Origin of the sequence: Rothia sp. HMSC068E02 (assembly GCF_001813565.1) — a bacterium.
Lineage (GTDB): Bacteria > Actinomycetota > Actinomycetes > Actinomycetales > Micrococcaceae > Rothia.
Genome location: NZ_KV812883.1, coordinates 1 through 14728, shown reverse-complemented (window position 1 = coordinate 14728; position 14728 = coordinate 1). Strand labels below are relative to the sequence as shown.

At 60.6% G+C, this 14728-nt stretch carries 13 protein-coding genes; 8 read left to right on the top strand and 5 right to left on the bottom strand.

The window, feature by feature from the left end:
* Positions 1–70 precede the first annotated feature (70 nt).
* From HMPREF2919_RS06000 to HMPREF2919_RS05985, 4 genes are all read left to right on the top strand, one after another.
* On the top strand, positions 71–1006 hold the full coding sequence (locus HMPREF2919_RS06000; protein ID WP_070666804.1) for a carbohydrate kinase family protein: 936 nt from the start codon (positions 71–73) through the stop codon (positions 1004–1006).
* A gap of 82 nt (positions 1007–1088) precedes the next feature.
* Positions 1089–1634: a YbhB/YbcL family Raf kinase inhibitor-like protein gene (locus tag HMPREF2919_RS05995; RefSeq protein ID WP_049338614.1), complete on the top strand. Its 546-nt coding sequence runs from the start codon at positions 1089–1091 to the stop codon at positions 1632–1634.
* An 85-nt stretch (positions 1635–1719) separates the two neighbouring features.
* The gene (locus HMPREF2919_RS05990) at positions 1720–2532 is read left to right on the top strand and encodes an HAD-IIB family hydrolase (protein ID WP_070666802.1); all 813 of its coding nucleotides are present in this window, start codon (positions 1720–1722) and stop codon (positions 2530–2532) included.
* Positions 2533–2708: 176 nt separating this feature from the next.
* Entirely contained in the window at positions 2709–4226 is a 1518-nt protein-coding gene (locus HMPREF2919_RS05985) for an ATP-binding protein (RefSeq protein ID WP_070666800.1), read from the top strand.
* A 110-nt stretch (positions 4227–4336) separates the two neighbouring features.
* On the opposite strand, the gene HMPREF2919_RS05980 is transcribed toward HMPREF2919_RS05985, so the two are convergent.
* From HMPREF2919_RS05980 to HMPREF2919_RS05960, 5 genes are all read right to left on the bottom strand, one after another.
* A complete protein-coding gene (locus HMPREF2919_RS05980) occupies positions 4337–5671 on the bottom strand; it encodes a uracil-xanthine permease family protein (RefSeq protein ID WP_070593541.1) in 1335 nt (444 codons plus the stop codon).
* 255 nt (positions 5672–5926) lie between these two features.
* Positions 5927–7012, bottom strand: a complete 1086-nt coding sequence (locus tag HMPREF2919_RS05975; protein WP_070593542.1) for an acyl-CoA dehydrogenase family protein — start codon at positions 7010–7012, stop codon at positions 5927–5929.
* 30 nt (positions 7013–7042) lie between these two features.
* Positions 7043–7567, bottom strand: a complete 525-nt coding sequence (locus tag HMPREF2919_RS05970) for a DUF4242 domain-containing protein (RefSeq protein WP_005507939.1) — start codon at positions 7565–7567, stop codon at positions 7043–7045.
* Between the two features lie 247 nt (positions 7568–7814).
* Positions 7815–9005: a Fic family protein gene (locus HMPREF2919_RS05965; protein WP_070593543.1), complete on the bottom strand. Its 1191-nt coding sequence runs from the start codon at positions 9003–9005 to the stop codon at positions 7815–7817.
* Positions 9006–9339: 334 nt separating this feature from the next.
* Positions 9340–10800 carry a peptide MFS transporter gene (locus tag HMPREF2919_RS05960; RefSeq protein ID WP_070666798.1) on the bottom strand — a complete coding sequence of 487 codons (1461 nt, stop codon included), beginning with the start codon at positions 10798–10800 and terminating at the stop codon, positions 9340–9342.
* 327 nt (positions 10801–11127) lie between these two features.
* Here HMPREF2919_RS05960 and HMPREF2919_RS05955 point away from each other — a divergent pair, with 327 nt between their 5' ends.
* The 4 genes from HMPREF2919_RS05955 to HMPREF2919_RS05940 all read left to right on the top strand — a co-directional run bounded on the left by HMPREF2919_RS05955 (position 11128) and on the right by HMPREF2919_RS05940 (position 14590).
* A complete protein-coding gene (locus tag HMPREF2919_RS05955) occupies positions 11128–11460 on the top strand; it encodes a rhodanese-like domain-containing protein (RefSeq protein ID WP_005504230.1) in 333 nt (110 codons plus the stop codon).
* Positions 11461–11487: 27 nt separating this feature from the next.
* Positions 11488–13044, top strand: coding sequence for an aminodeoxychorismate synthase component I (pabB, locus tag HMPREF2919_RS05950; protein WP_070666797.1), 1557 nt, complete (start codon positions 11488–11490; stop codon positions 13042–13044).
* A gap of 65 nt (positions 13045–13109) precedes the next feature.
* Complete coding sequence (gene pyrE / locus HMPREF2919_RS05945) at positions 13110–13691, top strand: orotate phosphoribosyltransferase (protein WP_005507935.1); 582 nt, start codon at positions 13110–13112, stop codon at positions 13689–13691.
* A 122-nt stretch (positions 13692–13813) separates the two neighbouring features.
* Positions 13814–14590: a TrmH family RNA methyltransferase gene (locus tag HMPREF2919_RS05940; protein ID WP_239662183.1), complete on the top strand. Its 777-nt coding sequence runs from the start codon at positions 13814–13816 to the stop codon at positions 14588–14590.
* Positions 14591–14728: the final 138 nt, after the last annotated feature.

The window sequence follows — 14728 nt, the reverse complement described above, 5'->3', positions numbered from 1 at the left end:
AGTAAAACCACTTCAAATACCCACAAAAACACACCCCACGACATGGGAAAACATAGGTAAAATTGAAACCATGTTGACTGTAATCGGTGAAGCACTCGTAGACGTCGTCCACCAGCACGACGGAGAAACCCGCGCCTACCCCGGCGGATCGCCCATGAACGTAGCCGTGGGCGCACGCCGCCTCGGCCACCCCACCAACTTCGTCGGCCACTACGGCCCCGACGCCTACGGCAAGAGCATTGACGCACACCTGGAAGCATCCCAGGTGACCCTGCCCTTCGAACACAGTGCTGAGCGCACCTCCGTCGCCCAGGCAACCATCGGTGCCGACGGCGCGGCAGAGTACGAATTCGACATCACCTGGTCCCTCGACTCCGTCGCTGAGAAGCTCACCGAACTGGCACGCACCTCCGACGCAGTGCACACCGGCTCCATCGCAGCCATGCTCGAACCCGGCGCGCACGTGGTCGCAGCAGCCTTCGAAGCAGCCCGCGACAGCGCCCTGCTCAGCTACGACCCGAACTGCCGCCCCACCCTCATCCACAACGTCGACGAGGGCCGCGCATGGGCTGAAAAGTTCGTGTCCCTCTCCACCGTAGTGAAGGCATCCGACGAGGACCTGCAGTGGCTCTACCCCGACCGCTCCCTCGACGACACCGCACGCGCGTGGCTTGACCTCGGCGCCGAGCTGATGGTCATCACCCGTGGCGAGGACGGCCCCATCGCCTTCACCAAGAAGTACCCCGAGGGCATCAGCCAGCCCGCACACCGCGTTGAGGTTGCGGACACTGTTGGTGCCGGCGACTCCCTCATGGCGGCACTCGTTGCGGGCCTGCTCGACCGCGGTATCGCCGGCGCTGAGGCGCGCGCCAAGGTTGCCGCACTGACCGCCGAAGACATCGCCGACCTGCTGCGTTTCTCGGCAACCGCGGCCGGCATCACCGTCTCCCGCGCGGGCGCTAACCCGCCCACCCGTGAAGAACTCGACGCCGTACTCAACGGCTAAAAATGCACGCCTCGCCGGCGGATAGCTCACTCTGTCCGCCGGCGTCGCCATATCCACCCGCACCCCAACGCTGAGGAGCACCATGACCAACATCGGCACCGCACCCCTGCCCCGCGAACCCTACGCGGGCCTGCCCGAACTGCCTGAATTCACCCTGACCTCCACCGACGTTCAGGACGGCGGCACCGCCCCCGAATGGATGCGCTCCGCCCTCTTTGGCGTGGCGGGCGGTCAGGACCGCTCCCCGCAGCTGTCCTGGAGCGGCTTCCCCGAGGGCACCAAGTCCTTCGTGCTGACCTGCTTCGACCCGGATGCGCCGGTCCCCAGCGGCTTCTGGCACTGGACCGTCTCCAATATTCCCGCCAACGTGACCAGCATTGACACTGGCGCGGATGCACCCGCCGGCGCCCTGACGCACCGCAACGACGCCGGTGTGGCGGGCTTCCTGGGCGCTGCCCCTCCGGCTGGTCACGGCCCGCACCGCTACATTTTCTGCGTCACCGCCGTGGATGTGGAGAAGCTCGATATTGACGAGAACGCCAGCCCCGCTGTCGTGAACTTTAACCTGCTTGGCCACGGCCTGGGTCGCGCGTTCCTGACCGTCACCTACGCGGAACCGGCGGCCTAAACAGCACCACGACAATTGGCGCTACTCTCCGCCAGTAACGCCTTGACCAGCACCGATACACCCCACCACTGAAGGCAAACACTGCATGATTAAACTCATCGCCAGCGACCTGGACGGCACTCTCATCGGGCACGACTTCCGGTTCCGTCCGCGGACCCTGCGCGCCCTTGAGGCCGCCCGCGCCGCCGGGATCGATATCGTCTTCGTCACCGGCCGCCCGAGCCGCTGGCTCACGCCCCTGCGCGAGCAGACCGACTTCGACTCCTACGCCATCTGCTCCAACGGTGCCGTGGTGTACCACCTGGGCGCGAACGAGGTGGAAGAAGTCAACGGCGCTGATCCGGTGGTGATTGCCCGTACTCATGAGCTGCTGGAGCCCATGTTCCCCGACGCCACCTACACCCTCGAAACCGTGGACACCGTCTACATTCAGGGCCCGCACGAGGGCGGTGAGGTGCTTGAGGGCGCCCGCGTGGTGGAGGCGAAAATCGTCGAGGCGCTCGAACGTATCGGATCAACCCCGGTCATTAAGTACCTGATTCGTGTGCCCGGCATGGACCCCGATATTCTGCAGGCGCGCGTGCATCAGGCGGTGGGTTCGCTGGTGTCGGTGACCCGCGGCGTGGTTGGTGAGCCGCTCGTCGAGATGGGCTCTAAGACCGTGAATAAGGGGCGGATTTTGGAGAAGTTCGCGGCACGCCACGGCATTGAGGCGCACGAGGTGATGGCCTTCGGCGACATGCCGAACGATGCTGAGATGCTCTGCTGGGCGGGGGAAGGCTTTGCTATGGCCTCGGGGCAGCCGGCGCTCATTGCGAGGGTGGGGCGCACCTGCCCGCCCTTCCATGAGGACGGTGTGGCACAGACGATTGAGGCGATGCTCGCCGAACGGTCCTAGCCGCCTAGCACTGCTATCCAGCACTAGCGGCTGGGTCAGCCTCCGCAGACATAACTCAGACATAAACTTTTATGTCTACACATAAAAAATTTGAGTCTAGACATAAAAATTTATGTCTAGACTCAAATTTTTGTGTCTGATTTACATCTGATTTGTGTCTAGACTAAAATTTTTGTATGAACAACGTGGAATGGACCCCCGAATGGCTTGCTGAAACCATCAAACTACTGCGCACCCACGGTAGCGATACGCAGTTTATTGAGGTTAAAAAAGCCCACGGAGGCTACCCGGGAAGCCTAGACGCAACCCTGAGTAGCTTCTCCAATAGTTCCACGGGCGGAATCATTATCTGCGGCCTCGACGAGAATAATGACTTTGCACCTGTAGGCGTATACGATCCTGCAGACCTAGAAAAAACCCTCGGCAACAAGCTCCGCAGGGGCCTCAAGCCGCCGAACACCATGGAATCCGGCACCATCCTCTACGAAGACGCCAAAATCTTTGTTGCCGCAGTCCCCCCGCTACCTCCCTACGAACGCCCCGCCTACATTGGCGGTAAAGCGTACGTGCGTTCCGGCGACGGTGACCACGAAATGAGCCGCCACGAAACCGACCTGATGGTGGCTCAGCGGACACGCACCGGATTCGATGAGGAGCCGGTAGAATACACCTCCCTGGCTGACCTAGACGAAGGCCTCAAAACTGCTTATCTGCGAGACGTCCGTGCTAAATCACGCCGCCTCGCCGGAAGCTCCGATGAAGAAGTCCTCCGCCGTAAGGGAATTATTGCCCTCGGAACCAATAATCTTTCCCTTGCGGGCTTGTACGCCTTGGGTTCTTACCCTCAGGAGTTCAGGCCCTCGCTCAAAGTCACCGGAGTCGTCATCGACCCAAGCGGTAAAGCCCGCAACCTCGACAAATTCGAGGCGGATGGCCCCATCCCCGCGATGCTCGAAGAGACTCTGGCATGGGTCAAGCGGAACCTGGCACACCCGGTTGTCGAACTGTCCAACGGGCACCTCATCAACGGGCAGGAAGTACCCGATATTGCCCTTCGCGAGATCCTGTCGAATGCACTCGTACACCGCAGCCTCAACCCCAAAGCAGATACCGAAGAGGTGCGCGTCAGGATTTTCCCCGACCGAATCTCTGTAGAGAACCCTGGTGGTCTATACGGAATCACTCTCCAGCGTCTGCAAGAGTACGGCGAACGCTCCCGCGTGAATGACCGCCTGTATGACATCTGCACGCATGTAACAACCCCTGAAGACGGATACCGCGTCATCGAAGGTGAAGGTAGCGGCATCTACACTGCCCAGGAGGCGGTGCGTCAGGCAGGGCTGAAACCCATCCAATTCGTTGATGGGGTCATTCGTTTTACTGCGATTATTAGCAGGGAGCCTCTGGCTGGTGCTTGTGCCGCCGATGTTGGTTCACCGCAGCAGAAGTCGGAAGTAGACCCGCGCCAATCGTCGCCTACGGTTCCTAGTAACCGTCAGGAGGCGGTGCTCCTCGCCCTGCGCTCGCTGCGTTACCCCGCCGGTATCGAGGACATCATGGCTGTGCTACCTGAGCCTTTTGCTGAGCTGCAGAAGCCGCAGGTCCGGTACGTCCTCACGAAGCTCCTTCAAGAGGGCGTAATCGTGCGTGAAGGTGGTCGAGGTAACCGCAATACGACATACCGCCTGGCCTAACCGAATATCGGGCTAACATGCAAAAGCGGCCCGGATGGAAACCAATCCATCCGGGCCGCTTTTCTACAGCCTACGCCTCAGGAGAATTACTCCAACGGGCGGTGAAGAACTTAGTGTCCCTCAGTGCTCTTCTCAGGGTCGAAGGGCTCCAGCGGGTCGCCAGCAGCCTTCGTGTACTTCGCAATGAAGGTCATCAGGTGGAAGATAATCAGGGTCGCAGCGGTACCCAGAGCAATACCGGCGAAGGTCATCCCATCGAAGGTCCAGGTGTAGTCCGCGATACCCACAATCAGCGCCACAGCGGCGGTGGTCAGGTTAATCTGGTTCGAGAAATTCACGCGGTTCTCGCTCCAAATACGAACACCGAGCATACCGATCATGCCGTACAGCACGGTTGCGGCACCGCCCAGAACACCCGCAGGAACAGACGCAATAGCCGCGCCGAAGCCCGGGAAGAGCGACAGAACAATCGCGAAGATAGCAGCCACCCAGTACGCCGCGGTGGAGTACACCTTGGTTGCAGCCATAACACCGATGTTCTCAGCGTAGGTGGTGGTACCCGAACCGCCACCCATGCCTGCGATGGTGGTTGCCAGGCCGTCCGCCATGAGGGCGCGGCCGGAGTAGTCGTCCAGGTTTTCGCCGCTCATCTGAGCCACCGACTTCACGTGACCGATGTTCTCAGCCACGAGCACCAGAATCACGGGGATGAACAGGCCTGCGAGCTCCCAGTGGAACTCGGGGGTCTGGAACTGCGGTAGGCCAATGATGCCCTGGGTCTGCACAGCCTTGTCAATCTTGGAGAAGTCTACCTCACCGCGAATCACGGCGGTGATGTAGCCGATACCCACACCCAGCAGGATGGACAGGCGGCCAATGATGCCCTTGAAGAGCACCGAAATCAGGATGATGGAGCACAGGGTCACCAGCGCGGTCACCGGTGCCACCATGAAGTTGTCCTTAGCGCTCTTTGCCAGGTTGAAGCCAATCAGCGCCACAATCGAACCGGTCACGACCGGGGGCATGAGCTTGGTGAGCCAGCCGGTGCCAGCGAACTGAACGATTAGGCCGACCAGGAACAGCGCCGCACCCGCCATGACGATACCGCCTAGGGCACCGGCCGGGCCGTGCGAGTTCATAGCAGCCGCCAGGGGTGCAATGAATGCGAACGAGGAACCCAGGTAGGAGGGGACGCGTCCGCGGGTAATCAGCAGGAACAGGACCGTACCGATACCCGAGAAGAACAGGGTGGTTGCCGGCGGGAAGCCGGTAATAATCGGCACGAGGAAGGTCGCGCCGAACATTGCGACCACGTGCTGCGCGCCGATACCGATGGTAATCGGCCATGCGAGGCGCTCGTTCGGGGCAACGAAGGAACCGGGCTTGATGCTGCGGCCGTCGCCGTGGATCGACCAGTCAAAGCCGAGAAGCTTAGAGATGCTCAAAGGGAGCTCCTGAGGTGAATGTGGTGGTGTATAAAATTCCACATCATTCTACGCGTATACAAGCGTGGGTCACAGCTAAACGGCTGTAAATATGAGCAGGGATACGTTGAGTGGTGCATATATTCTCTTATCGTGGGCTCTATGTCGCGTATATAACCCAGAAAGCATCAATACCCTGTATATGCAATAAATCGCATATACAGGGTATTGATGCAAAGAGCGAATAAAAACACTCGCTACAGCTAGCTCAGTGGCTTAGAGAGCGTCACGCAGGTTCTCCAAGTGATCGTAACGCGCCAGTTCGTAACGCAGGTGACCCTCGGTCGGGGACTGAACCGGCAGGAACGTCGCCTCACGCAGGCGGCGAGCCGTCGGGGAATCAGCCACGTAACCGGCGCCTCCAACAACCTGCAGCTCAAAGTGAGTAGCAATGGTTGCAAAGTGCGAAACACCCAGGCGCAGGCTCAGCAGGTCACGACGCTCAGCACGCTCCGGCTCAGACGCCAGACGAATCAGTTCCTCACGCAGGCTCTGGTACTCGGTCAGAATCAGCGGGAACTCAGGACGGAATACGCCCTGAGAGACGTCCAGGTGCTTAGCAGCCTCCTGCAGGGCGCCAGCGGCAAGACCCAGGCAGAACGACGACTGAACCAGCAGGAACGGCGCGGTCACATCGTGCAGGAACGCCTCAATGTTGTCGCTCAGAATGTCCTCGCTCGGAACGAAAACGTCCTCGAACTTCAGGGTGCCGGACTCGGTGCCGTTCAGCGCCAGCAGGTTGCGGTGGTAGTCAATGCTCAGACCCTCAACATCCTGGCGAACCGTCACGATGTAGCGGTTCGGGTGGCTCTCCGGGGCGTTCTGCACAGCCACCGGAAGAACAATCACGCCGCCCGGATACAGGTTCGACGCCCACGACACGGAACCGTTCAGCTTCAAGCCGCCCTCAACGAGGGTGCCCTCAACCTTGATCGGTGCCAGGCCCGAAGCTTCCTTGTAGGCCGCCGCCATTGCGGTGGTGCCGCTGACGGTCGCATCCGACAGGCCCTCGGGCAGTTCGCGACCCACAGCGTCAAAGAACGCGATGGTGGAGCGGTGAGCCCACAGGGAGAACGCCGTCGAGGCATCCTCAGTGGCAAGGTCGAACGCTACCGAAACCTGGGGGACCAGGGAGCCGCCGTCGCGGCCCAGGGTAATCAGGCCGTCCTTAGCGATTTCGCGCAGGTTTTCGAAGGGGGAACGCTCGCCACGGTCAACCGCGTTAGCGTGGGTTTGGGCGAGTGCGAGCACCTGCTCGCGCTGGGGGTAGTCGTAGAGGGGTTCGAGAGTGAACTCAGACATGGGGTTTCTCCTAAGAGGGGAGCATCGCGTCTATGCGTGCAGCTTGAACAGTCGGTCAATGGGGGTGCTGACGGCCTTACGGGCGCGAACAACAGCTTCTTCGTCGGGTGCGTCGTAGAAGCAGAGGCACTTGGCGGTGTCTTCGCGAACGTAGGTGCGCAGGAAGGAAACCTCGGGTACTTCAGCGTACTTGGGGGCGTTTGCCTTCTTGCGGGTCAGGTACTGTTCCATAGTGATCTCTGCGGGGATGTCCCACTCAACCAGGTAGTCTGCGTCCTTCTTGAGCTTCTTGATGTCTTCGAGCTCTGCGCCGACCAGGCGGACTGCGTCGGGGCCTGCGACGGCTGCGCGCTCACCGATTGCTGCGGCGAGGTCGGGGCCGAATGCGGTGTTCTCGGATTCGACGATGACGAAGACGATCTTGTGGTCTGCGGAGACCTGGGTTTCGATGAGCTCGGCGCCGTTGGTCAGGGACGAGTTGACGGTCTCGATGAGTGCGGTTGCTTCGTCCTTGGACGGCTGTGCGGGGGTCAGTTCTACCAGGTAAAGTGCCATGATTTTCTCCTCGGCTAAGGGTTGAAGGGTTGTTCCGGAAGGGGCCTTCCGGTTTGTTATGGATTCACCTTAGACCCGTGGTTGAGGGCTGTCTAGTAGATTTCTGTTCGTGGCTTAATACGTCCTTTTTGACTCTAATGTTCGTCATGTGTGTTCATGCGGAGACATAAATCGTCACAGTTCCGTGCATGGGAACCCGCCTACAGCCGCAGAATTTTCGCGTGGGTTATCGAACCCGGAGGCGCATCTATCCGCGCCGTCCCGCTCGTGCTGCAAAGTCGTCGAGGGCGCGGTTGAGAGCGGGGACAGTCCACACTTTTTGCCCCTGAATTTTGACGCGTTCTTCACGCAGAATCTGCAGCTCCACCATGCGGTTGAGGAGGCGGTACACGCTGGCTTTCGACCCCTGCGTGTGCTCCTCCACCATGCGCGCGGTGAAGGCGGGCTCGGTGCAGCACAGGTCGGCGAGGGAACGCAGGAGAGGGGTTTTGCGCTGGGCAATGGACAGCACCTCATCGCGCAAGATTTCAATGTCTTGCGCCAGGATTTCTGCGTTGGTGATTGCCTTCTGCGTGGCGTCGATGAAGAGCTCGATGATGGGTTCGGCGTCGCCTGCACGGTAGTCGGTGAGCGCCTGAACGTACCCTTCGGTATCGTGCAACAGGCCGGAGGAGACGGGCAGAATCACGTGGCGGGTGACGCCGCGGGCGAGCAGGAGCGCGGAGATGAGGGCTCGCCCGGTTCGACCGTTGCCGTCGGTGAAGGGGTGGATTGTCTCAAATTGGGCGTGCGCGATAGCCGCCTGTGCGAGGGGGTCAATATCGCGGCGGTTCATGAAGGCTACAAGGTCTTCGAGGGCGGCAGGAACCCGCTCGTGATGCGGTGCCACGTAGTCGGCGGTCACGGGTGAATCACCCTTAATCCACACCCACTGGGTGCGAAGCACGCCGGAGTCCTGCTGCAGGCCGCGAGTCAGTTCGCGGTGCATCGCCAGAATGTTATCGACACTAATGTTCTCTGCCGTGTTTAGGGCTGCACGCATGGCGTGAACATTGCGCGCCACCAGCTCGGCGTTAACACCGACCTTCGACCCGCTTGCACCCAGGACGGCAAGCGAGAGCCTGCGTGCGCTAACGGTGAGGTTTTCAATTTGCGAGCTGGAGGCGGATTCGCCGCGCAGAAGAACCGCGGAGAAGGGTATGCTGCCGATGTGGTGGAGCCGCTCATCGAAGCGGGTCATTGCGGTGGCGTTCTCTTGGAGGCGCGCTCGCAGTGCGGGGCTGAGTTCGATGTTGAGCTCAGCAATGGAGGCGGGTACGGCGCTGGAGAAGGTGCCGGAGTTGCGGCGCGTTGCTCGTCGGGAGGCGAGGGCGTCCCGGTGCACCCAGGGGGTTTGCGGCTCCCATGTGAGGGCGGGCCAGGTGATGGCTGAGGGCATGGTTCCTCCTCCTGCGTGTTGGTTGCTGGTCGTGGGGTGGGGGTCTTAATAAGACAATACACTTCGATTTTCTTATTAAGGCGCTTAATAAGAAAATCTGCGCGGATTGTCTCATTAAGGAAAACGCCCCGAACGCCCCTAAACCCGCCCTCCTGAACCTCCCCAAACATTCCAGCGCTCCGGCGCCGGGGTATACGCCGGGGCATGTACCAGGGCGTACAGTAGGGGCCCCGAACCCTTGGTAATTCAAGGATTCGGGGCCCTAGCCTATATGCGTTCGCCTACACGATCACGCCGCCCGAAAGCAGCGAGTCAGCGGTACAGGCAAATGCGGTTACTTCACGCCGCGCATGAGCTTCTGAACCGGCTTGTGCACCAGGAACAGCAGCACACCGGTCGCGATGGTGATAATGCCCATCCAGGTGAAGTAGGGAACTTCAGTTTCCATGCTGTAGAACGGAGCCAGCCAACCGGAGAGCACGGTACCCATTGCTACGGAGGTGAAATACAGCGCCATCATGTTCACGCGGTGCGCCTTCGGTGCGAGCTTGGTCGCCAGCGAAATACCCACCGGCGAAATGATCAGCTCGGCGATGGTGCAGACGAACAGAATCAGCACGATCCAGCCGACGTTCACGCTCTGAACGCCCGCCTGGGTGAGGAAGATCCAGAACGCCAGACCGATAATAATCAGCGCTGCGGAGAACTTCAGGGTGGTGACCGGCTGGCGGTCGCCCCACTTGGTCCACAGGGCGGAGAACATCATGCCGAAGACGATGATGAAGATCGGGTTGATGGAGTTGACCAGGTTCGGGCTCAGCTCCATGCCCAGGATGTTCCAGTTGAGGCGCTCATCCGAGTACACCGCCATGACGGTGAACTGCTGCTGGTACAGTGCCCAGAACACGGCGTTTGCAATCCACAGGGGGATGAATGCGGTGACGCGGGAACGCTCATCGGAGGTGACGTCCTTGGCGGTCAGCATCTGTGCGAACAGGGCGATAGCGCCGATGAAGATGAAGCCCATGACCCAGTTCTTGAGGTTGTCTGCGGTCATCAGGCCGGTTGCCAGCAGGATGCCGAGAACGACGACGATACCGACCAGTGCCAGGAAGAAGTTACGCTTCTGGGCGCCGGTGAAGGGGGTGCCCACGTGGTGTACGGAGGCGGGCAGGTTCTTGCGGGTCAGCGAGTACTGAATCAGGCCGGCAGCCATACCGATTGCGGCAAAACCGAAGCCCATGTGGAAGCCCCAGGTGCTCCAGCCCCAACCGGTCAGGATCGGGCCGAGCAGTGCACCGGTGTTCACACCGATGTAGAAGATGGTGAAGCCTGCGTCGCGGCGTGAGTCGTTGTCGCTGTAGAGCGAACCGACCAGCACGGATGCGTTACTCTTCAGACCGCCGGAGCCGATAGCGACCAGCAGCAGACCAATCACCACGCCGGGCACGCCGGGGATGAGGGAGAGGGAGATGTGACCCGCCATAATGCCGATGGCGGAGTAGAAGAGGGTACGCTCGGGGCCGAGGATGCGGTCACCGAGGATACCGCCGAGGATTGCCATGAGGTACACGACTGCACCGTACGCGCCGATAACGCCGGTGGCGAGGTCCTTGTCGAGGCCCAGGCCGCCCTTGTCGGCGGTGTAGTACAGGTAGTAGATCATGATGCCCTGCATGCCGTAGAAGGAGAAGCGCTCCCACATTTCTACGGTGAACAGGTTCGCGAGCATGCTCGGGTGGCCGAAGAAGGTCTTGGTTTCCTTGGGTTCGGCACCTGTGATGGTGTGAGACATGGTGGTAATTCTTTTCTGTGCAAGCCCGGGGTTCTGTGTGACCCGGGCAATATGTGTTTAAGTCTATACCCTTGTGGGTGCATATGTATACATATTGTGTTCATGTATTTCAAAGATTGAACTATCAATCAGTGCATGAAAAATCATTTCGATTTTTTCGTATGCATCATTTCCGAGTCTCACAAACCCCCAAATACCGGGCTAGATGCGCCGCACACCCCCAAAGCGATAGAGTGGAACCACAACTATGCCCACCCGGCACCCCGTCGTGCCGACCGGCCCGTCCTAGTTCATTTCAAAGGCTAGTTCAATTCAAAGGAGAACCCCATGACTGCTGTACCCCAGGTTGACCCCCGCGACGTTCCCGCAGGCGCAACCATCATCGACGTGCGTGAAGACTACGAGTGGGAGGGCGGCCACGCCACCGGCGCCAAGCACATCACCCTCGGCACCATCGCTGAGCGTCTGGAAGAACTGCCCGCACCCGGCGAGGACTTCTACGTCATCTGCCACGGCGGCGGCCGTTCGAACCGCGCGGCAACCTTCCTGCGCGAGCACGGCTACGCCGCACACAACATTGCGGGCGGCACCAGCGCATGGTTCGCTGCCGGTCTGCCGATGACCAGCGAAAACGGCGAAGCACCCGCAGTCGTTCACTAAACCGCCAGTTCGCCTGCACGCCATACAATGGAGTCCGTGACTGAAACTTCCGCGGACCGTATTTTTTCTACCCCGAACGCTCCCGCTTCTGCGTCCCCTCATGCCCTGCCGAGTATTCTGCAGAGCATCCCGTGGGATGCGCAGACGCGGGAGCTTGCCGTGCGCCCGCTTCCTTTCGCGGTGAACTGCGAGGAGGCGTACCCGCTGCTGACCGGTGGTGCCGAGTATTCCTTCTGGCTGGATTCGGCGCGCGAGGAGTCGCCCATGTCGGTCGCCTCGTATGTGGGTGTGGTCCCGGCGCAGCTGTCGCCCCTGTGCGTGGATTCGGCGCGTGCGGCGGCTGAGTCTGGCGGGGAAGACCCCTTCGCCCAGCTGGAGGCGGCGCTCGCCTGCGCACTGCGCGTGCACCCGGATGTCGCGGCGGCAACCGGTCTGCCCGCGGGTTTGCGTGGCGGTTACGTGGGCTATTTCGGCTATGAGGCGCGTGCCGCCATGGGCATGGAGCACGGCCACCCGGTGCCCGGCTACCTGCCGGCGCATGAGGCGCCGACCCCGGATTCTCTGTGGTTGCCGGCGGTCCGCTATCTGGTGCATGAGTATGCCCGCCCGGGGGTTGCGGCGCGTAGCTGGCTGGTGGGCGATGAGTCGTGGTGTGAGGTGGCGGAACAGCTGCTGACTGCGGCGGGGGAGTGCGCCTCCGAAAATACCCCCGTAAATGCCCCTGAGCTTACCGAGCCTCTGCTCTTTCCTGCACCCGCCGCGGAAGCCTACATGGACGCTGTTCGCGCTAGTCAGCACGAAATCTACGAGGGTAACAGCTACGAGGTGTGCCTGACCGCGCAGACGGTCGCGCGCATCCAGAATCCGAGCCCGGAGCTTTTCTTTGAGCTGTACCGCCGCCAGCGCGCCCACAATGCGGCACCCTATGCGGCGTATCTGCGGTGCGGCGATTTTTCGGTGCTCTCTTCCTCGCCGGAGCGTTTTTTGAGTGTGGATGAGCAGCGTAATGCCCAGACAAAGCCGATTAAGGGCACGGTACCGCGTGGCGCCACCCCGGAAGAAGATGAGGCTGCCGCAGCCTGGTTGCGTACCGATGAGAAGACCCGCGCCGAGAACCTCATGATCGTGGATCTGTTGCGTAATGACCTGTCCACGGTGTCTGACCCGGCGTCCGTGCGCGTGCCGGTGCTCATGGGTGTGGAGAGCTACTCGACGGTGCATCAGCTGGTGTCTACGGTCAGTTCGCGTCTGCGTGAGGGCGTGAGCGCGGTGGCTGCCGCGCGGGCGTGCTTCCCGGGTGGTTCGATGACGGGTGCGCCGAAGCCTTCGACCATGCAGATTATTGAGGGCCTGGAGGGTCGCGCTCGCGGCGTGTATTCGGGTGCTTTGGGTTTTGTGTCGGCGGATGGTTCGGCGAACCTGTCGATTGTGATTCGCACGCTCGTGGCGCACGATGAGGGCACGGTGACTCTTGCCGCCGGTGGCGCTATCGTGGCTGATTCCGACCCGACCGCCGAGTATGAGGAGATGCTGACGAAGTTGCGTGCTGCGTTGCCGCCGTCGGTGGGTCGCGTGGTGGAATAGCCTAGGGCTGGAATAGTGCAGGGAATAGCCTGCGCCGCCTGTACGTGAGCCGCTACACTTGAACTATGACTAAGCTTTCTGAAAATCTCCCCATTGAAGAAGCCCGTGAACGCCTGCGCCAGCTGATTTCTGAGCTGGCTGTGGTGCGCGGGCACGTGGTCCTCGCCTCCGGCAAGGAAGCCGACTACTACGTTGACCTGCGCCGCATCACCCTGCACCACGAGGCTTCTCGCCTGGTTGGTCAGGTCATGCTGGACCTGCTGGATAAGAACGGCATCGAGTTTGAGGCTGCTGGCGGCCTGACCATGGGCGCTGACCCGGTGGGTACCGCGATTATGCGTGCCGCTGGTGATCAGGACCGTGCGATTGACGCGTTTGTGGTGCGTAAGGCTCAGAAGTCTTACGGCATGGGCCGTCAGGTGGAGGGCCCGAGCGTTGAGGGTCGCCGCGTGGTTGCTGTTGAGGACACTTCCACTACCGGTGGTTCTGCGCTGACTGCTGTTGAGGCGCTGCGTAAGGCTGGCGCTGAGGTTGTGGCGGTTGCTGTGATTGTTGACCGTGCGACCGGCGCTAAGGAGCATGTGGAAGAGGTTGCGGGCGTTCCGTGCCTGTACGCGTACTCGAAGGATGAGCTGGGCCTGGACTAGTCTCTACTAGCTTGGACTAGGACCTCGTGAATTTTTAAGACGTTCCGCTGCGGCGGGTGAACCCGTGCCGCTGGCTACTGTGTGTGGCTGGTGGTGCGGGTTTTTGTCTGTAAGATGGCTCTGTGGGCGCCGGAGTGGCGCTGGTTGTTGGCGTGAAGGTGGTTGTGATGGTTGAGAATCGTGAGGCGGCTGAGGCTGTACCTGCTGAGGCTGTACCTGCTGAGGCTGTGCCTGCTGAGGCGGCTGTAGCTGAGGCTGTTGAGGGTACTGAGCAGGGTACTGCCCGTTTTGAGGTGGGTGTGGGCCCGTGGGAGGGTCCGTGGCCTGAGGGCGACCATTGGGATGAGGAGCTGCTGCGTGAGGGCGACCGCCGTAACGTGGTGGATAAGTACCGTTACTGGTCGATGGACGCGATTATTGCTGACCTGGATACGCGCCGCCATGATTTTCATGTGGCGATTGAGAATTGGCAGCATGATTTGAATATTGGCACGGTGGTGCGTACTGCGAATGCGATGTTGGCGAAGGAGGTCCATATTATTGGGCGTCGCCGTTGGAATCGTCGTGGTGCGATGGTGACGGATCGTTATCAGCATGTGCGTCATCATCCGACGATTGAGGATTTTGTGGCGTGGGCGCAGGCTGAGGGTCTGGAAATTATTGGTATTGATATTTTTCCGGATTCGGTGCCCCTGGAGACGTATGATCTGCCGAAGAGGTGTGTGCTGGTTTTTGGTCAGGAGGGCCCGGGTTTGTCGGAGGAGTTGCATGCGGCGGCTAGGGATACTCTGTCGATTGAGCAGTTTGGGTCAACGCGTTCGATGAATGCGGCGACGGCTGCGGGTATTGCGATGCATGCGTGGGTTCGCCGCCATGTGTTTGGCCAGATTCCGTCGTAGCCTGGCGGCTGTTTGGTGTTTAAAGGTTCCGATGCGTTGTGTGCGCGTCGGAACCTTTTTTGTCGGGGGTTTTTATTGGGGGTTTGGGTGATTTTTTTGTTAGAGTGGGGTGTTGAGTTTTTCACATGAATGTGGGTA

Coding starts and splice junctions, on each gene's coding strand:
- HMPREF2919_RS05960 (WP_070666798.1), bottom strand. CDS start 10,800: ATGTCTCACACCATCACAGGTGCCGAACCCAAGGAAACCAAGACCTTC.
- HMPREF2919_RS05970 (WP_005507939.1), bottom strand. CDS start 7,567: ATGGCACTTTACCTGGTAGAACTGACCCCCGCACAGCCGTCCAAGGAC.
- pabB (WP_070666797.1), top strand. CDS start 11,488: ATGGAGTCCGTGACTGAAACTTCCGCGGACCGTATTTTTTCTACCCCG.
- HMPREF2919_RS05985 (WP_070666800.1), top strand. CDS start 2,709: ATGAACAACGTGGAATGGACCCCCGAATGGCTTGCTGAAACCATCAAA.
- HMPREF2919_RS05995 (WP_049338614.1), top strand. CDS start 1,089: ATGACCAACATCGGCACCGCACCCCTGCCCCGCGAACCCTACGCGGGC.
- HMPREF2919_RS05975 (WP_070593542.1), bottom strand. CDS start 7,012: ATGTCTGAGTTCACTCTCGAACCCCTCTACGACTACCCCCAGCGCGAG.
- pyrE (WP_005507935.1), top strand. CDS start 13,110: ATGACTAAGCTTTCTGAAAATCTCCCCATTGAAGAAGCCCGTGAACGC.
- HMPREF2919_RS05990 (WP_070666802.1), top strand. CDS start 1,720: ATGATTAAACTCATCGCCAGCGACCTGGACGGCACTCTCATCGGGCAC.
- HMPREF2919_RS05955 (WP_005504230.1), top strand. CDS start 11,128: ATGACTGCTGTACCCCAGGTTGACCCCCGCGACGTTCCCGCAGGCGCA.
- HMPREF2919_RS06000 (WP_070666804.1), top strand. CDS start 71: ATGTTGACTGTAATCGGTGAAGCACTCGTAGACGTCGTCCACCAGCAC.
- HMPREF2919_RS05965 (WP_070593543.1), bottom strand. CDS start 9,005: ATGCCCTCAGCCATCACCTGGCCCGCCCTCACATGGGAGCCGCAAACC.